Consider the following 17,092-nt stretch of genomic DNA (forward strand, 5'->3'; position numbering starts at 1 on the left):
TGCGGCGACGGATTGGCCGGCGTCGTCAACGACACATACTTGCCACCGAACACCGTCGTCGCCTTGATATCGGCATTCACATTCGACGGGATCAACTGCAAATACCGCGGATACACCTCGAGGATGAACTTCGCCGCCGGCTTGCCATCACGCACCGTCTCCGAAATCGACCCCACCCGGCCGATCTCCACCCCATTATAAGTCACCTTCGAACCCGGATCCATCACCAAACCGGCCCGCGAAGCCATCATCGTCAACTCGGTCTTGGGAGTGAAACCTCCGCGAAACTGGATGTAGACCAAGGTGAAGATCACCGCGAGCACCACCAGCACGACAAAGGTCATGAACCGGTAGGGCGGCTCTCGCGAGTCGTTGATCTGAACGGGTGAACCTTCCATGGCCTATTCCGTGGGCCGCAGGATTCTGGGTCCGAAGATGGGCGGCCGCCCGCGCGATCGGTTATCGGGGTAACCCACCGTCGCCACCGCTACCCCTTAACCTCGGGACCGTCGCCACCCGGCGCTGGCCTGTACACCTATGAAATAAGACCAGTGAAATGTACCGCGATGCAGTGGCACAAACAAAGCAACGGCGCAAACCGGCGGGCTCTCGAATAACTTCTCCCACCGACGGGGGCCTAGCGATTGCGTTGGGAAACGAATTATGTTCTCCCGCAGATGTTTCGCGCCCTGAGTATGCTGCTACGGGTTGATGGTGTTGTCGCCGACCCTGCGGCCCCAGACGTATTCGATCGCCTACGGCGATCCGGTGTGCAGGTTGTTGTAGGGCGCGAAATCAGTGCGCACACAACAAACACCGCGACGGCGACAGCTTGTTCGGCGGGTCCGTTGCGAGTTGATCTGGACGGGTGAGCCCGGGCCCGAATCTGCCGACAAGACCGCCGCCGCCCCTCACGTTCGCGCCGCAGCCGTCCGGGCGCTGCGGCGAATGACCCCAGACTTCGCCCGGGACACCTAGATAACCAGGACCCGTGCAATGTACCGCTTCGGCCCCGGGTGCTCGAACCAGCGTTCACATAATTCATGGCCGCCCTGGGTCCAGACCCCAGGTCTAGGCTCGATCAGGACTAGGAAAGGTGCGCGATGCTCGCAGCGTTCGGATTCGAATCCCTGGGCGTGGTCGTCGGGGATATGTACTTCATCGACCCGTCCCCGCACGAGGGTCAAGAGACCCCGGAGCGGGGCGTCAGACTGGAACTTCGGCTCGTCGACCGGGCCGCGCCCCAGGGCTCGATCTACGCCGGCGTCCCGATCGCCTTCACCCGCCCGGTGTGGCGGGTGGATCTTTTCGGGTCCACGGAGAGCCCGCCCGGGACACTGGACCGGGCCCATCACCACCCCCGTTTCGACGGCTGGGAGCCCAGCCGCCGGCACTTCGTCCCCGAGCTGTCGGCCGACCCCCTTGCCTGGTTGACCGAGCAGCTGGCCGACCCGGCCGCCGTGCTGGCCCGCGCCGGCGTCGACGAGGTCAGCGAAGCCGACACCGCCGGACTCGCGGCGGCCGCACCGGAGATCGTCGCCGCGGTGAAACGGTTGCTCGACGGGGTGCGCAGCGGCGAATTGGCCCCTGCCCCCGCCGAACCGGTTGCCGCCGCCCGCACCGGCTGGCTCTGATCGTCGGACGCGGGCCGACATGCATCAGCCCGACGAGGACTGTTTTTGGCTTGTCGGCCTTCGCTTGGTCTTCCATGCTCTGTAGCCGACTGTCGTGTGCGGCCTGCCAGTGTTGGTCGGCCTGATCCTGAAGCTGATCGGGATCGTCCACTCCCCATGCGGCAAATCGCATGGCGGCCTGTTGGTAGCTGTTCGCGGTCCGCTCGTGGGTCCGTGCCAACTCCTCGTGCCGCTGGGCGGCGGCGTGGTGGGCTCCTAGGGCATGGCGCACCGACTCCTCGGCGCGGTGACGCGCCAAGTCCACCGATTCCGACGACGGTCGATCGCCGGCGGCCAACTCATTTCGCCGTTGGTGAAGTTCCTGCACCCGCCGTCGTATCTGGGCCGTGCGGGTGGCCAAACTCGGTCGCGCGCCCTCGGCGGTCTCCGCGGCCTGTCGGGCGGCTCCGGCTCGGGTGCTGCCAACTGCCTCGGTGACTACATACCGATCGTCCCGAACGTGAAACCACGGTCGAGGTGCGCGCCGGACCACGTCGAGAAACCGGAGTCGCTGGTGGGTTAGCGTCGACCCGTGATCCTCAACAACATCGCCCTGACCACCCTTGACGGCCGGCCGACGACGCTGGCCGAATTGTCCGACGGCGCAACGCTGGTCGTCAACGTAGCCTCCAAATGCGGGCTGACGCCGCAATACACGGCACTCGAGAAATTGGCCAAGGACTATGGCGAGCGCGGCCTGACGGTCGTCGGCGTCCCCTGCAACCAGTTCATGGGCCAGGAGCCGGGCACGGCCGACGAGATCCAGGAGTTCTGCTCGACGACCTACGGGGTGACGTTTCCTCTGCTGGCGAAGACCGACGTCAACGGCGAGGACCGTCACCCGCTGTACGCCGAGCTGACCAAAACCGCCGACGCCGACGGCCAGGCCGGAGACATCCAGTGGAACTTCGAGAAGTTTCTCCTCGCCCCCGGCGGTGAGGTGGTGCACCGGTTCCGGCCCCGCACCGAGCCCGACGCCCCCGAGGTCATCAACGCCATCGAGGCCGTCCTGCCCCGATCGGCATGAAAGCGGCCCCCGGAAAATCTCCGGGAGCCGCTTTACCTGGTAGCGGGGACAGGATTCGAACCTGCGACCTCTGGGTTATGAGCCCAGCGAGCTACCGAGCTGCTCCACCCCGCGTTGGTGAATGCCAGGTTACCGAACCGGCGTCACGGCGACCAAATCGCGCGCTCAGCGGCAGTCGAAAGCTCAGATCGGTCAGTGCGACGGCGGGTTCAGCCCGTACCGCTGCGCGATGACGTCCATCCACTCCGGCGATCCGTACGTCAGCCCGTACTTGTCGGCGAGCTCGCCGAACTCGGGCAACTCGTGCAGCGGCGTGCCCGCCGGGCCGTCCGCGTGCTCGGTGAGCAACTCGCCGAGTTCCCGGAAATAGTTCTCGAATCCGCCCGGGGTGATGATCTCGACGATGCGGCCCGGCTCGCTGCCGGCATTCCACATCGCGTGCATCTGGCCGCGGGGTTTGGTGATGTAGCCACCGGGTCCCAAGACCACCTCGCTGTCGTCGGAGCGGAAGCCGATCTCGCCGGCCAGGACGATCGAATGCTCGTCCTCCCGGGTGTGCCGGTGCGCCGCCGTGAGCAGGCCGACCGCGAACGGGTGCTCGACGATGGACACCTCACCGCCGTTGGTCTTGCCGGATATCTTGAACACCGCCCCGAAGCCCGGCAGAGTGACGACGTCACCCTCCCCCGGCTGCACCACGGTCACCCCGATGTCGTTCAGCTCGGTCATGCGACTCACCTTCCTCTTCCTTGCGCCGCAATGCTCGGTCGGCTTGTCAGCCGGCTGCGGCCAGGCCGGTCATCGCGTCGTCATGCGGTGGCCACAGCGGTTGCGGTACCTCGATGCCGAACGGCTTGTCCCAGCCGTTGCGCGATGAAACCTCATGCACGGGATGGCGATTGGCCGCGACGCCCCACCTGCCCAGCGGATAACCGAGGGTGAGCATGGCCGACATCTTCCAGCCCTGCGCAACGGGAACGCCCAGCAACTCGTTCACCTCGTCCTCGAAATTGCGGAGCACCATCGTCATGACACCGCCGACGCCCTCGGCACGGGCCGCGAGCAACGCACTCCAGATCGCCGGGTAGATGTTCGCCCCGCCAAGGTCATCGATGGCGAAGACGAAGAGCAACAGGGGAATTTCTTCGAAGTGGTCGGCCAGGTAATCACCCGAGCCCTTCATTCGTCGCATGGTTGCAACGTGAGCGGCCGGGTCCGCACCGGGGGCCGTCGCCACCATCGGTCCCGTCCCCGCCTTGAACTTCTCGTATTCGAGGGCGCGCGCCTTCCGGAACAATTCGGCGAACTTTCCGATGAGTTCCGGATCGTCGACGGCCACGAAGTGCCAGCGCTGGGTGTTGCCCCCGTTGGGCGCGCGGACCGCCGCATCGAGGATGCGGGCCTGAGTGTCCAGCGGGATCGGATCCGGCCGCAGCCGCCGCATCATCCTGGTGGTGTAGAGGCCTTCGTAGATGTCCATGGCTTCGCTCCCTTCCGCTACTCGGGCCAGCTGTTGTTGAGGATGCGGTCGACGAAGTCGACGCGTTCGAACGCGGGATCGAAGTGCGCCAGCACGTCGGCGTTCATGGTGCCGTCGGTGGTCCGCGGGCGGTGCTTCATGCCGTCGTTGAACGCCGCCAGGATGCGCTGCTTGAACTGTGGGCGGGGGTGGGCGGCGGTCACCGCCGCGAGCGCCTCGGGAGCCAACTGCTCGCGTCCGACACCGACCACGTCGACTTCCACGCCGGCCTGCAGCAGGGCGACCTCGGGGGCCATGAACTCCGGGACGCCGGGGGTGGTGTGCAAGGCGATGCCGAGCCACACCTTGTCTGCGTCGGCTTCGTCGACGCCATGGTTGAGCAGGAAGTCCCGGGCCGCGTTGGCGCCGTCGACCTCGAAGCGGACGGCGGAGCCGCTGTAGCGCTCGGTCAGGCCGAGGTCGTGGAACATCGCCGCGACGTACAGCAACTCCGGATCGGGTTGCAGCCCACGACGCAGGCCCTGCAGCGCGCCGAAGAAGAACACCCGCCGGGAATGGTTGAAGAGCAACTCGTCCTCGGTGTCGCGGATGAGCTCGGTGACCTCGCGCACCAGCGCGGTGTCGGGCACGTGGACGCCGGCGATGGTGTCGATTGAGCTGGTAGTCATGGTGTCGTCTCCTTCCGGTTGCCTATGAGTGTGCGGCCGCCCGGGGAATCCGACCCTGCCCGTTCGGGCCGTCCTGTCCACAGAAAGCGACACAATGGCTGCGTGTCTGCAGCCAAAGCGCGTTCTCGGGTGGTGGCGATCGTCGTCTTCGACGGGGTGACGCTGTTAGACGTCGCGGGCGCCGGTGAGGTGTTCGTCGAGGCCAACCGGTTCGGCGCCGACTACGAGGTGAAAATCGCGTCCGTGGACGGGTGCGACGTCACCAGCTCGATCGGGGCGCGATTGGGCGTCACGGACAGCATTTCGGCGATTGACTCCGCCGATACCGTCATGGTCGCCGGCAGCGACAACCTACCGAGCCGCGCCATCGACCCCGCCCTGGTGGAGGCCATCCGATCGGTCTCGGCACGGACCCGGCGCCTCGCATCTATTTGTACGGGGTCGTTCATCCTCGCGCAGGCCGGCGTGCTGCGCGGCCGGCGTGCGACCACACACTGGCACGACACCCGGTTGCTGGCCCGGGCCTTTCCGGATGTGAGCGTCGAGCCGGACGCGATCTTCGTCCGCGACGGCGACATCTTCACCTCGGCCGGCATCTCGTCGGGCATCGACCTGGCGCTGGCGCTGGTCGAAATGGATTACGGACCGGAGCTGGTACGCGACGTCGCCAGGTGGCTGGTCGTCTACCTCAAACGCGCGGGCGGCCAATCACAATTCTCGGTCTTGCTCGAGGCCGATCCCCCACCGCAGTCTGCCCTGCGCCCGGTCACCGACGCGATCGCGGCCGACCCAGGTGCCGACTACAGCGTGAAAAAGCTTGCGGCCCTGGCCTCTTTGAGCACCCGCCAACTCACCCGGCTGTTTCAATCGGAGCTCGGGATGAGCCCGGCACGCTACGTCGAATTGGTTCGGATCGATTTCGCCCGTGGCGCACTGGAATCCGGCCGGTCGGTCACCGAGACCGCGGGCATGGCCGGCTTCGGCAGCATCGAAACGCTGCGACGCGCATTCGTCAACCACCTGGGCATCAGCCCCAAGGCTTACCGGGACAGATTCCGAACGGCCTACGCGTGACGGCTACTTGGTGTTGTTGTACTTGGTGATCGCGTCGTCCAGCCGCTGCAGCGCCGCACCGTAGCCGGCGAAATCGCCCTTCTTCTGCGCGTCCTTGGCCTCGCCGATCGCCGCCTGAATCTCTTGCAGAGCAGCGGATTTGGCGGGCGACAGCGTCACCGACCCGTCCGGAGCCGGGGGCACGGCCGCGACGGGCGGCGGCGATCCGGGTGTCGCGACCGGCGCCGGCGCGCTGGGCGGCGGACTCGCGACGGGTGTCCCTGCTTCGGTGGGCTGGATGCTCGTCGCGGCCGCACCCGCGCCCGGACCGAACAGCCCGGTCAGGGCGTCCCGCACGGTGGGGCCGTACCCGATCTTGTCGTTGTACATCATCGCCACCCGGATCAGCCGCGGGTAGGACGACGCCGCGTCGCTCGCACCCGGAGAGGCATACACGGGTTCGACATAGAGCAGCCCGCCCTGCCCCACCGGCAGGGTGAGCAGGTTGCCCCACCGGATCCGGTTCTGATTGTCGCGCCCGATCACGCCGAGGTCCTGGGACACCGCAGGATCGGTGGTGATCGCGTTGTTGGCCAGCTTCGGCCCGTTGACCTGACCCGGGATGGTCAGCACGGTGATCCTGCCGTAGGTCCCCGGGTCGGAGCTGGCGCTGATGTAGGCGGCCAGATAGTCGCGCTTGAACCTGTTCATCGCGCTGGTCAGCTGATACGACGCCGTATTGTCGTTCTTCGCAATGTTTTTCGCGACGATGTAGTACGGCGGCTGGTAGCTGCTGGCCGTCGGGTTCGGATCCAGCGGCACGTCCCAGAAATCCGAGGTCGAGAAGAACGTCACCGGATCGTTGACGTGGTATTTCGCCAGCAGCATCCGCTGCACCTTGAACAGGTCCTCGGGATAGCGCAGATGCTCGGCCAGCTCCGGGCTGATGTTGCTCTTGGGCTTCACCGTGCCCGGGAACACCCGCATCCAGGCCTTGAGCACCGGGTCCTGTTCGTCTTGCTGATACAGCGTGACGGTGCCGTCGTAGGCGTCCACGGTCGCCTTCACCGAGTTGCGGATGTAGGAGACCCGCTTGTCCGGCGCCAGCTTGTTGAACGCCACCTCGTTGGAGTCCGCGGTCGCCGATTCCAGCGACGTGAGTTCGGAATACGGGTAGTTGTCCAGTGTGGTGTAGCCGTCGATGATCCACACCAGTCGCTTGTTGACGATCGCCGGGTACACCGCGCTGTCAGTGGTCAGCCACGGCGCCACCGCCTCCACCCGCCGCGCGGGGTCGCGGTTGAACAGGATCTTGCTGTTGGAGCCGATCACGTTGGAGAACAAGAAGTTTCGCTCGGCGAACTTCGCGGCGAACACACTGCGCGACAGCCAGTCGCCGAGCGGGACCCCGCCGAGGCCGCTGTAGGTGTAGTTCTTGGTTTCGTTGTTGGTCTCGTAGTCGTATTCGCGATCGTTGCCGTTGCGGCCGACGATCGCGTAGTCGGCCGACGTATTGGAGATGACCGGCCCGAAGTAAACGCGCGGCTGGTCGAGTTGCGTTGGGCCATCGGACACCACCCCGCCGTTGGCACCGACGACGTTGACCAGGAACTCGGGGTAGCCACCGTTTTGGTTGGGATCGTTGGCGACGCCGCGGACCGTGTTGGCCGGCGAGGCGATGAACCCGTTGCCGTGGGTGTAGACGCTGTGCCGGTTGATCCAGTCTCGCTGGTTCTCGATCAGCCGGTCGGGGTTGAGTTCACGCGCCGCCACGACGTAATCACGCAACGCCCCGTTGCGGTCCTGGTAGCGGTCGATGGAGAGCTGGTCGGGAAAGTAGTAGAAGTTCTTGCCCTGCTGGAACTGGGTGAACGCCGGGCTGACGATCGTCGGGTCGAGTAGCCGGATGTTGGACGTGGTCGCGCGGTCGTCGGCGACCTGCTGGGCGGCGGCCTGGGCGTCGCCGGTGTAGTTGCGATAGGTGACCTGGTCGGAGGTCAGGCCGTAGGCTTGCCGCGTCGCGACGATGCTGCGGCTGATGTACTCGCTTTCCTTCTGCGCGGCATTGGGTTTGACGCTGATCTGCTCGACGATCAGCGGCCACCCGGCGCCAACGATCAGCGAGGACAACAGCAGCAGGACCAACCCGATCGCCGGGATCCGCAAGTCCTTGAGCACGATCGCGGAGAACACGGCGGCCGCGCAGATCAGCGCGATCGCCATCAGGATCAGCTTGGCGGGCAGCACCGCGTTGATGTCGGTGTATCCGGCGCCGGTGAACGGCTTGCCGCCGCGGGTGTGCGACAACAACTCATACCGGTCCAGCCAGTACGCGATCGCCTTGAGCACCACCAACAACCCGACCAGGGTGACCAGCTGGATCCGCGCGGAACGGCTCAGCGCGCCCGTTCGACCCGACAGCCGGATGCCGCCAAAGATGTAGTGCGCCAACAGGTTGGCGACGAAGGCCAAAAACACGGCGACGAACAGATAGCTGAGCAGCAGCCGGTAGAACGGCAACTCGAACGCGTAGAAGCCGAGGTCCTTGCCGAACTGCGGGTCCTTGATGCCGAAGTCGCCGCCGTGCAGGAACAACTGGATCCGCACCCAATAGCTCTGCGCGATGATGCCGGCCAGCAGACCGATCGCCACCGGGATGCCGGCGCTCACCAGTCGCAAGCGGGACAGCACCAGGGCGCGGTAGCGCGCCACCGGATCGTTGTCGTTGCTCGGCACGAACACCGGCCGCGTGCGGTAAGCCACCGCGAGCCCGGCGAACACGATGCCGCCGACCAACAGACCGGCGATCAAGAAGACCACGAACCGGGTGACCAGCACGGTGGAGAACACCGAGCGGTAGCCGAGCTCGCCGAACCACAGCCAGTCGACGTAGGCGTCGATCAGCCGCGGACCCGCGAGCAGCAGTGCGATCACACCCAGTGCGATCAGGATCAGAATCCGGCTACGCCGAGTCAGCTTCGGCATCCGTGCGGTGGGCCGCATCCCCACTGGCTACGCTCCCTGATCGATGGCTAGACGGTGACAACTCTACGCATGGCACTACCCGTGACCATCAAGGTTCGCTAGCAGCTTGGCGGCTGCCCACCCGACCCGATCGCGTGCAGCGCATCCACGGCCTGGCCGAGCGTCTCGACCTTGACCAGCCGCAGGCCGGACGGATTGTCCGAGCTGGCCTCGTAGCAGTTCTTCGCCGGCACCAGGAAGACCGTCGCCCCGGCCGCGTGCGCGGCGACCATCTTGTGGGTGATGCCGCCGATCTGGCCGACCTTGCCGTCGGACGAAATGGTGCCGGTGCCCGCGATGAAGTTCGACTTGGCCAAGTCCCCGGTGGTCAACTTGTCGACCACCGCCAAGCTGAACATCAATCCGGCGGACGGTCCGCCCACATTGGCCAGGTTGAAGTCCACGGAGAACGGCGCCCACGGCGCGTCGAGCACCGCGACACCCAGAAAGCCATAGTCGCGGTCCTTGTTGGCGCCCAGCGTGATCTGCGCCACCCCGGCCGGCTCCTTCTTGCGGCGGTAGTCGATCGTCACCACCTGGCCCGGCTTGGTGTTCTTCAGCAGTCCGGTGAACTCGTCGACGGTGGCCACCGGCACTCCGTTGACCGCGTCGATGGCGTCGCCCGTCTTGAGCTTGCCCGCCGAGGGACCCGGCTCGGGGACCTTGGCGACGGTCACCGCCGCGGGGTACTTGAGGTAGCCCAAGGCCGCATAGGCGGCGCTGTCCTCGGATTGCTTGAAGTCCGCGTTGTTGGCCTTGTCGACGTCCTCGCGCGACTTGCCCGGCGGATAGATGAGGTCGCGCGGCACCAGCTGTTCGGTGTCCGAGAGCCACAGCGTCAGCGCCTCGCCCAGCGTCAAATCGTCGCGCTGGGACACCGTCGTCATGTTGAGGTGGCCGGTCGTCGGGTGCGTCTGGGTGCCCTCGATCGCCACGACCTGCTTGCCGTCGACCTCGCCGAGCGTGTCGAAGGTGGGCCCGGGCCCCAGCGACACGAACGGCACCGTCACCACCGCCAGCAACACGCCGAACGCCAGGATCGGCACCAGCGCGACCATCAAGGTCAGGATGCGCCTGTTCACGCGGATCACACTAGACGGCGGCCCGGGCGCGGGGTTCGGCTGCAACGTTCTACCGCGTTCAGCTACAAGCTGACCCGAGGTCGCGCCCCCTGACCAAGTGGTGAGTACCGTTGGGGGTATGGCTGACCTGCCTTTCGGCTTCTCCTCCGGAGACGACCCCGACAAACCCGGGAAAAAAGATCCCGATTCGGGCTCGAACCCGTCTGACCCGTTCGCCGCCTTCGGCATGAGCGGTGAATTCGGCATGGGCGACCTGGGGCAGATCTTCACCCAACTGGGTCAGATGTTCAGCAGCGCGGGCACTGTCGGGTCGGGCGGAAGCGCCTCGGGTCCGGTGAATTACGAATTGGCGCGGCGGGTCGCGACGAATTCGATCGGTTTTGTGGCGCCGGTTCCGGACACCACCAACTCGGCGATCGCCGACGCGGTGCGCCTGGCCGAAACCTGGCTGGACGGGGCCACGGCGCTGCCCGCGGGCACCACGAAGGCGCTGGGTTGGACCCCCGCCGACTGGGTCGACAACACGTTGGAGACGTGGAAACGGCTCTGCGACCCGATGGCACAACAGATTTCGACGGTCTGGGCGGCGTCGCTGCCCGAAGAGGCCAAGAGCATGGCCGGCCCGCTCATGCAGATGATGTCGCAGATGGGTGGAATGGCGTTCGGGTCGCAGCTGGGGCAGGCGCTGGGCCGATTGTCCCGCGAGGTGTTGACCTCGACCGACATCGGTTTGCCGTTGGGGCCCAAGGGGATTGCTGCGGTGATGCCCGACGCCGTCGAGTCCTTCGCCACCGGCCTGGAACGGCCGCGTAGCGAGGTCCTGACGTTTCTGGCCGCGCGAGAGGCCGCCCACCACCGGCTGTTCAGCCATGTGCCGTGGCTGTCGAGCCAACTGCTTGGCGCCGTCGAGGCGTATGCGATGGGCATGGAGATCGACATGTCCGGCATCGAGGAGCTGGCCCGCGACTTCAATCCGGCGTCGCTGTCGGACCCGGCGGCCATCGAAAACCTGCTCGGGCAGGGCGTTTTCGAACCCCAGGCCACGCCGGCGCAGACGCAGGCACTGGAGCGCCTGGAAACACTGCTCGCCCTGATCGAGGGCTGGGTGCAGGTAGTGGTGGCGGGCGCGCTGGGCGACCGGATTCCGGGCGCGGCCGCGCTGGGCGAGACCATGCGCCGCCGCCGGGCCAGCAGCGGCCCCGCCGAGCAGACCTTCGCCACCCTGGTCGGCCTCGAGCTGCGGCCCCGCAAGATGCGTGAGGCCGCCGCGTTCTGGGAGCGGCTGACGGAGGCCGCCGGGGTCGACACCCGTGACGGGATCTGGCAACACCCCGACCTGCTGCCCGACGCCGATGACCTCGACGAGCCGGCCGGCTTCATCGACCGCGTCATCGGCGGGGACACCAGCGGGATCGACGAAGCCATCGCCAAACTCGAGCGCGAGGGCCAGGGCCCCGACGGCCCGGCCGGCGACGGCGGCCCTGTGGATAACTGACCGGAGACATCACCCCCGGCGTGACACAGTTGCGCGGTGACTCAGCGGTGCGGGGCCGTCCTTTCCACCTATGCGCTGGATCCCGCGTTGCCGGTGCTGCTGCGTCCCGACGGTGCGGTCCAGGTGGGCTGGGATCCGCGCCGCGCGGTGCTGGTCCGCCCGCCGGACGGCCTGGCCGCCGCCGAGCTGGCCACGCTGTTGCGGACGATGTGGTCGCCGACCCCCCTCTCGGAGCTGCAGCGCCGCGCGCTCGACCGAGGCCTGACCGACGCCGAGGGTCTGCGAAACCTGGTCGCGCAACTGGTCAAAGCCGGCGTCGCCACCGAATGCGGGCGACCGCGCGCCCGGGCGGCCTCGGTGCGGATCCACGGCCGCGGCCCGCTCTCCGAACTGCTGGTGGAAACGCTGCGCTGCTCGGGCGCCCGGATCGCGCACAGCAGCCAACCGCACGCCGCGGTGTCCGCCGACGACGTCGACCTGGTGGTGCTGTCGGACTTCCTGGTCGCCGACCCGCGCATGGTGCGTGACCTGCACAACCAGGGCGTCGCGCATCTGTTGGTGCGGGTGCGCGACGGCATCGGGCTGGTCGGTCCGCTGGTGATTCCCGGCGTGACCAGCTGCCTAAGCTGCGCCGACCTGCACCGCCGGGACCGCGACGCGGCGTGGCCGGCCATTTGCGCGCAGCTGCGGGAGACCGTCGGCGTAGCCGATCGGGCCACCGTTCTGGCGACCGCGGCGCTGGCGCTCAGCCAGGTGAACCGGGTGATCGCGGCCGTGCACGGGCAGGAGTCCGCCGAGCCCGGGCCTCCGCAGACGCTGAACGCGACCCTGGAATTCGACCTGCACACCGGCGCGATCGTGACACGACCGTGGACCAGGCATCCGTTGTGCTCCTGCTGACGCACTACTTCCGTTGCGGCACTTGGCGTCGTGGTCGCGAGGTGACGGCCGTTCGCTCCGCCGACCTGCACTTACGAAACGTGACAACGAGTGTTGTCGACGTCTCTCCACATCGCGCTGGTCATCATGGATGATGGATGCGTGGCAGATATCAAAAGGGGCCGTGCCGCGCGGAACGCGAAGCTGGCCAGCATTCCGGTCGGATTCGCCGGCCGGGCAGCGATCGGATTCGGTAAACGGCTGTCGGGCAAGTCCAGGGACGAGGTCCAGGCCGAGCTCCTGGAGAAGGCCGCCCACCAACTGTTCACCGTCCTCGGTGAGCTGAAGGGCGGCGCGATGAAGGTGGGTCAGGCCCTGTCGGTGATGGAAGCCGCGATTCCCGAGGAGTTCGGCGAGCCTTACCGCGAAGCGCTGACCAAGCTGCAAAAGGACGCCCCGCCACTGCCGGCGGCCAAGGTGCACCGCGTGCTCGATGCCCAGCTGGGCACCAAGTGGCGCGAGCGGTTCAGCTCGTTCGACGACACCCCGGTGGCCTCGGCCAGCATCGGCCAGGTCCACAAGGGCGTCTGGGCCGACGGCCGCGAGGTGGCGGTCAAGATCCAGTACCCCGGCGCCGACGAGGCGCTACGCGCCGACCTCAAGACCATGCAGCGCCTGGTCGGCGTGTTCAAGCAGCTCGCACCGGGCGCCGACATCCAGGGCGTGGTCGACGAGCTCATCGAGCGCACCGAGATGGAGCTGGACTACCGGCTGGAGGCCGAGAACCAGCGCGCCTTCGCCAAGGCGTATCACGACCACCCCCACTTCGCGGTGCCGCGCATCGTGGCCAGCGCGCCGAAGGTGGTGATCCAGGAGTGGATGCAGGGCACCCCGATGGCCGAGATCATCCGGCACGGCACCACCGAGCAGCGCGACCTGATGGGCACGCGACTGCTCGAGCTGACCTTCGACGCACCGCGCCGGCTGCAGATGCTGCACGGCGACGCCCACCCCGGCAACTTCATGCTGCTTCCCGACGGCCGCATGGGCGTGATCGACTTCGGTGCCGTCGCGCCGCTGCCCGGCGGGTTGCCGATCGAGCTCGGTATGACCATCCGGCTGGCCCGTGACAAGAACTACGACATGCTGTTGCCGACGATGGAGAAGGCCGGCTTCATCCAAAAGGGCCAGCAGGTGTCGGTGCGCGACATCGACGACATGCTGCGCCAGTACGTCGAACCGGTCGAGGTCGAGGTCTTCCACTACACCCGTAAGTGGCTGCAGAAGATGTCCACCATCGAGATCGACCGGTCGGTGTCCCAGATCCGCACGGCCCGCCAGATGGACCTGCCGCCCAAACTGGTCATCCCGATGCGGGTGATCATGTCGGTGGCCGCAATCCTGTGCCAGCTCGACGCCCACGTGCCGATCAAGGCGCTGTCCGAAGAGCTGGTGCCCGGCTTCGCCGAACCGGACAGCGCGGTCGTCTAGGTCAACTAGGCGGCGGCCTCGTCCTGACTGCCGCCCTTGCGGGGTCGTCCGCGCGGTCGTTTGAAGCTCAAAACCGCGCCGCGGTCGATGATTTCGCCGCCCCACACACCCCAGGGCTCGGCCCGTTCCAACGCGGCGGCCAGGCACTGCCGCCGGACCGGGCAGCCGGCGCACAGCGTCTTGGCCCGCTCGAGATCGGCAGGGGTGTCGGCGAACCACAGGTCGGGATCGCCGACATGACACGGCAGGGCTTGTCTGGGGACTGTCGGTGCCGACATGTCCTACCACCTACTTCCTGGTCTGGGTTACTTTGCCGTGATCCGGACCAGGTCGAAGGGGCGCCGACCTACAACTATGGCCACGGATCCTGGTGACGTCGGGTCCGTGGCCATCTGGGAGAAAACCGGGCTGGTGCTTACCTTGCCTTCGGTGGGCCCCCGACATCTACGGACGCGTCGGTCACGGCGGCGGCGCGATGCTTACGCGCGGCCGCCGGGGCGGCGTGTGCGGCATGGAAGGTACCCGCGGCCAGGGCGGGGCGGGCCATGCCTATGCCGAACGCGTCGTTGATCATCGTGGCCACCCTCCTTCTCCCGTAGTGCCGAGTTGCGGTTTCGAGGGTAAACGGTGACCACCGATGACCACAACCGATTTTCTGACCAGCGGGTTTACCGGTCAGCGCTTGCGGACCAGTTCCAACACATCGGGGCCGTACTGTTCCAGCTTGCGCGCGCCGATGCCGGGAATCCCGATCAGTGCCTCCTCGTCGCCGGGCAGCAGCTCGGCGATGGCGATCAGCGTGTTGTCGGTGAAGACGACGTAGGCGGGCACCTTCTGCTCCTTGGCGACGTCCAGGCGCCAAGCCTTGAGCCGCAGCAAGAGGTCCTCGTCGATGTCGGCGGCACAGGTCTCACAGCGCCGCAGCATGACGGCCGCCGGGGTGGTCAGGTTGTTGTTGCAGATCCGGCAGCGCGTCGCCGTGGCCCGGTTACGCCGGGACTTGTTCGGCGCCGCATCGGCCCGCGCCTGGGGCGCGATGCCGTTGAGGAACCGCGACGGCTTGCGGCCCTGGCGCCCGCCCGGGCTGCGCGCCAGCGCCCAGCTGAGCGCCAAATGCATTCGGGCCCTGGTGATTCCGACGTAGAGTAGCCGCCGCTCCTCCTCGACCGCTTCGCTTTCGGCGCCGTGTGCCAGCGCGTGCGAGATGGGCAGCGTGCCGTCGGCCAGTCCGACCAGAAACACCGCGTCCCACTCGAGCCCCTTGGCGGCGTGCAGCGAGGCCAGCGCGACGCCCTGCACCACCGGTGGGTGCCGGGCGTCGGCCCGCGTGCGCAGTTCGGCCACCAGTCGGGGGAAGTCGAGCTGCGGTCGTTGGGCCACCTCGTCGTCGACCAGCTCGGCCAGCGCGGTCAGGGCCTCCCATCGCTCCCGGGCCCGGGTGCCGACGGGTTCGGAGGCCGTCAGCCCCAACGGCTCCAGGATCGCGCGGACCACGGTGGTCAGCGGCTCCGGTAGGGGCTCGCCGCCGGTCCGCTCCGCGCCCCGCTGCAACGCCAGCAGGGCCTGCTTGATCTCCTGGCGGTTGAAAAATCCTTCGCCCCCGCGAACCTGATAGGGAATGCCGGCCTCGGTCAACGCCTCCTCGTAGATTTCCGACTGCGCGTTGACCCGGTACAGCACCGCGATCTCCGACGGCGGGGTGCCGGATTCGATGAGCCGCTTGATCGACACCGCGACCGCGGCGGCCTCGGCCGGTTCGTCGGGATGCTCGTGGAACGACGGCGCCGGACCCGGCGCCCGCTGACCCACCAGGTGCAGCTTGCTACCGGCGACCCGGCCGCGGGCCGCCGCGATCACCTGGTTGGCCAACGACACCACCTGCGGGGTGGAGCGGTAGTCGCGCTCCAGGCGCACCACGGTGGCGTCGGGGAACCGGCGGGAGAAGTCGAGCAGGAACCGCGGAGAGGCCCCGGTGAACGAGTAGATGGTCTGGTTGGCGTCGCCCACCACCGTCAGGTCGTCGCGATCGCCCAGCCACGCCGTCAGCACCCGCTGCTGCAACGGCGTGACGTCCTGATATTCGTCGACGACGAAGCAGCGGTACCGGTCCCGGAACTCCTCGGCCACGGCGGCATCGTTTTCGATCGCGGCCGCGGTGTGCAGCAACAGGTCGTCGAAATCCAGCAGGGTGACGTTCTCGTCGCGCACCTTGAGTGCCTCGTAGGCGGCGTAAACGCCGGCAACCCGGGCGGCGTCCAGCGGGATGTCGCGTGCGGCGGCGGCCACCGCGGCCGGGTATTCCTCCGGCCCGATCAACGACGCTTTGGCCCACTCGATCTCACCGGCCAGGTCGCGCACGTCGTCGGTGCTGACGTTGATGCGGGCGCGGCCGGCCGCCCGCGCGACCACCGCGAATTTGCTGTCCAGCAGCTGCCATCCCGTGTCGCCGACCACGCGCGGCCAGAAATACCGCAGCTGCCGGTGGGCGGCCGCGTGGAAGGTCAGGGCCGAGACCGCGCCGACGGTCGTGCCCGCGCCCGCCGTGGCGTCGATCGTGCGCAACCTCGAGCGCATCTCCCCCGCCGCCCGCTGGGTGAACGTGACCGCCAGCACCTGCCCGGCCGCCACGTGGCCGCCGGCGACCAGCTGGGCGATCCGGTGCGTGATGGTGCGGGTCTTTCCCGTTCCGGCGCCGGCCAGCACGCAGACCGGGCCGCGGGGAGCCAGCACGGCCTCGCGCTGCTCGTCGTCCAGCCCGGCTGTCAATGGATCGGCAACCGTCGGCATGGCGTCCATCTTGGCAGCGGTCGCCGACAAACCCGGCGCATCGCCACGCCCTAATCGGCGGGAGTGGCGAGTCGCCCCGGCGAGTCGGCGGATCTCACGACGCATTCCGCTGCGCGCCGGGGCCGCACCCCCGGCGTGGAATGCGTCGTCGCCCGGCTACGTTAACCAGCTATGACCTCTGCCCCGCTCACCGTCTACACGACCTCCTGGTGCGGTTACTGCCATCGGCTCATGACCGTGCTGAAGTCCAACGGAATCCCCTACGAGGCGGTCGACATCGAGCACGACGCGACGGCCGCTGATTTCGTCAGCTCGGTCAACGGCGGCAACCGGACGGTTCCGACGGTGAAGTTCGCCGATGGGTCGACGCTGACCAATCCGACCGCGGCCCAGGTGAAGGCGAAGCTGGCCGAGGCCGGCGCCTAGCTGTACC

At 67.5% G+C, this 17,092-nt stretch carries 16 protein-coding genes, 1 tRNA gene and 1 pseudogene; 7 read left to right on the forward strand and 11 right to left on the reverse strand.

Annotated features, from left to right (window positions below; genetic code table 11):
- A partial coding sequence (locus tag AC5Y4H_RS14745; RefSeq protein ID WP_499982861.1) for an MlaD family protein occupies positions 1-398 on the reverse strand: 398 nt, incomplete at its 3' end.
- Positions 399-701: 303 nt separating this feature from the next.
- A pseudogene (locus AC5Y4H_RS14750) lies at positions 702-791 on the reverse strand (hypothetical protein); the annotation flags it as partial.
- Positions 792-1,103: 312 nt separating this feature from the next.
- Between AC5Y4H_RS14750 and AC5Y4H_RS14755 the strand changes: the two are divergent.
- Both AC5Y4H_RS14755 and AC5Y4H_RS14760 read left to right on the forward strand, forming a co-directional pair.
- Positions 1,104-1,634, forward strand: coding sequence for a hypothetical protein (locus tag AC5Y4H_RS14755; protein ID WP_499982862.1), 531 nt, complete (start codon positions 1,104-1,106; stop codon positions 1,632-1,634).
- 571 nt (positions 1,635-2,205) lie between these two features.
- Positions 2,206-2,700 (forward strand): glutathione peroxidase, encoded by a 495-nt coding sequence (locus AC5Y4H_RS14760; protein WP_499982864.1) that lies wholly within the window; start codon positions 2,206-2,208, stop codon positions 2,698-2,700.
- Between the two features lie 37 nt (positions 2,701-2,737).
- Here AC5Y4H_RS14760 and AC5Y4H_RS14765 read toward each other — a convergent pair.
- The 4 genes from AC5Y4H_RS14765 to AC5Y4H_RS14780 all read right to left on the reverse strand — a co-directional run bounded on the left by AC5Y4H_RS14765 (position 2,738) and on the right by AC5Y4H_RS14780 (position 4,848).
- Positions 2,738-2,814: transfer RNA gene (locus AC5Y4H_RS14765), tRNA-Met, on the reverse strand.
- Positions 2,815-2,892: 78 nt separating this feature from the next.
- On the reverse strand, positions 2,893-3,429 hold the full coding sequence (locus AC5Y4H_RS14770; RefSeq protein ID WP_499982865.1) for a cupin domain-containing protein: 537 nt from the start codon (positions 3,427-3,429) through the stop codon (positions 2,893-2,895).
- Positions 3,430-3,475: 46 nt separating this feature from the next.
- Positions 3,476-4,180 (reverse strand): nitroreductase family protein, encoded by a 705-nt coding sequence (locus tag AC5Y4H_RS14775; RefSeq protein WP_499982866.1) that lies wholly within the window; start codon positions 4,178-4,180, stop codon positions 3,476-3,478.
- Positions 4,181-4,197: 17 nt separating this feature from the next.
- The gene (locus tag AC5Y4H_RS14780; RefSeq protein ID WP_499982868.1) at positions 4,198-4,848 is read right to left on the reverse strand and encodes an HD domain-containing protein; all 651 of its coding nucleotides are present in this window, start codon (positions 4,846-4,848) and stop codon (positions 4,198-4,200) included.
- A gap of 129 nt (positions 4,849-4,977) precedes the next feature.
- Between AC5Y4H_RS14780 and AC5Y4H_RS14785 the strand changes: the two genes are divergently transcribed.
- Positions 4,978-5,922, forward strand: coding sequence for a GlxA family transcriptional regulator (locus AC5Y4H_RS14785; protein ID WP_499983045.1), 945 nt, complete (start codon positions 4,978-4,980; stop codon positions 5,920-5,922).
- A gap of 3 nt (positions 5,923-5,925) precedes the next feature.
- Here AC5Y4H_RS14785 and AC5Y4H_RS14790 read toward each other — a convergent pair whose 3' ends face one another.
- Together AC5Y4H_RS14790 and AC5Y4H_RS14795 are read right to left on the reverse strand one after the other, a co-directional pair.
- Positions 5,926-8,910, reverse strand: a complete 2,985-nt coding sequence (locus AC5Y4H_RS14790; protein ID WP_499982871.1) for a UPF0182 family protein — start codon at positions 8,908-8,910, stop codon at positions 5,926-5,928.
- A gap of 74 nt (positions 8,911-8,984) precedes the next feature.
- Positions 8,985-10,007 (reverse strand): YlbL family protein, encoded by a 1,023-nt coding sequence (locus AC5Y4H_RS14795; RefSeq protein WP_499982873.1) that lies wholly within the window; start codon positions 10,005-10,007, stop codon positions 8,985-8,987.
- Between the two features lie 100 nt (positions 10,008-10,107).
- Here AC5Y4H_RS14795 and AC5Y4H_RS14800 point away from each other — a divergent pair, with 100 nt between their 5' ends.
- From AC5Y4H_RS14800 to AC5Y4H_RS14810, 3 genes are all read left to right on the forward strand, one after another.
- A complete protein-coding gene (locus tag AC5Y4H_RS14800) occupies positions 10,108-11,502 on the forward strand; it encodes a zinc-dependent metalloprotease (RefSeq protein WP_499982874.1) in 1,395 nt (464 codons plus the stop codon).
- A 36-nt stretch (positions 11,503-11,538) separates the two neighbouring features.
- Positions 11,539-12,402: a cyclodehydratase gene (locus AC5Y4H_RS14805; protein ID WP_499982877.1), complete on the forward strand. Its 864-nt coding sequence runs from the start codon at positions 11,539-11,541 to the stop codon at positions 12,400-12,402.
- Between the two features lie 126 nt (positions 12,403-12,528).
- On the forward strand, positions 12,529-13,872 hold the full coding sequence (locus tag AC5Y4H_RS14810; RefSeq protein WP_499982879.1) for a macrolide-binding ATPase MABP-1: 1,344 nt from the start codon (positions 12,529-12,531) through the stop codon (positions 13,870-13,872).
- Positions 13,873-13,877: 5 nt separating this feature from the next.
- Here the strand turns inward: AC5Y4H_RS14810 and AC5Y4H_RS14815 are convergent, their stop codons facing one another.
- From AC5Y4H_RS14815 to AC5Y4H_RS14825, 3 genes are all read right to left on the reverse strand, one after another.
- Entirely contained in the window at positions 13,878-14,150 is a 273-nt protein-coding gene (locus AC5Y4H_RS14815) for a WhiB family transcriptional regulator (protein ID WP_499982881.1), read from the reverse strand.
- 137 nt (positions 14,151-14,287) lie between these two features.
- Entirely contained in the window at positions 14,288-14,446 is a 159-nt protein-coding gene (locus AC5Y4H_RS14820; protein WP_499982883.1) for a hypothetical protein, read from the reverse strand.
- A 101-nt stretch (positions 14,447-14,547) separates the two neighbouring features.
- Entirely contained in the window at positions 14,548-16,659 is a 2,112-nt protein-coding gene (locus tag AC5Y4H_RS14825) for an ATP-dependent DNA helicase UvrD2 (protein WP_499982885.1), read from the reverse strand.
- 171 nt (positions 16,660-16,830) lie between these two features.
- Between AC5Y4H_RS14825 and mrx1 the strand changes: the two genes are divergently transcribed.
- The gene (gene mrx1 / locus AC5Y4H_RS14830) at positions 16,831-17,085 is read left to right on the forward strand and encodes a mycoredoxin Mrx1 (RefSeq protein WP_499982887.1); all 255 of its coding nucleotides are present in this window, start codon (positions 16,831-16,833) and stop codon (positions 17,083-17,085) included.
- Positions 17,086-17,092: the final 7 nt, after the last annotated feature.

Source organism: Mycobacterium sp. NGS58 (genome assembly GCF_059812385.1).

What these genes read in the sequence shown, in the direction of transcription:
- AC5Y4H_RS14770 (WP_499982865.1), bottom strand. Translation starts at nt 3,429, where the DNA reads ATGACCGAGCTGAACGACATCGGGGTGACCGTGGTGCAGCCGGGGGAG.
- AC5Y4H_RS14755 (WP_499982862.1), top strand. Translation starts at nt 1,104, where the DNA reads ATGCTCGCAGCGTTCGGATTCGAATCCCTGGGCGTGGTCGTCGGGGAT.
- mrx1 (WP_499982887.1), top strand. Translation starts at nt 16,831, where the DNA reads ATGACCTCTGCCCCGCTCACCGTCTACACGACCTCCTGGTGCGGTTAC.
- AC5Y4H_RS14815 (WP_499982881.1), bottom strand. Translation starts at nt 14,150, where the DNA reads ATGTCGGCACCGACAGTCCCCAGACAAGCCCTGCCGTGTCATGTCGGC.
- AC5Y4H_RS14820 (WP_499982883.1), bottom strand. Translation starts at nt 14,446, where the DNA reads ATGATCAACGACGCGTTCGGCATAGGCATGGCCCGCCCCGCCCTGGCC.
- AC5Y4H_RS14775 (WP_499982866.1), bottom strand. Translation starts at nt 4,180, where the DNA reads ATGGACATCTACGAAGGCCTCTACACCACCAGGATGATGCGGCGGCTG.
- AC5Y4H_RS14780 (WP_499982868.1), bottom strand. Translation starts at nt 4,848, where the DNA reads ATGACTACCAGCTCAATCGACACCATCGCCGGCGTCCACGTGCCCGAC.
- AC5Y4H_RS14825 (WP_499982885.1), bottom strand. Translation starts at nt 16,659, where the DNA reads ATGCCGACGGTTGCCGATCCATTGACAGCCGGGCTGGACGACGAGCAG.
- AC5Y4H_RS14810 (WP_499982879.1), top strand. Translation starts at nt 12,529, where the DNA reads ATGGATGATGGATGCGTGGCAGATATCAAAAGGGGCCGTGCCGCGCGG.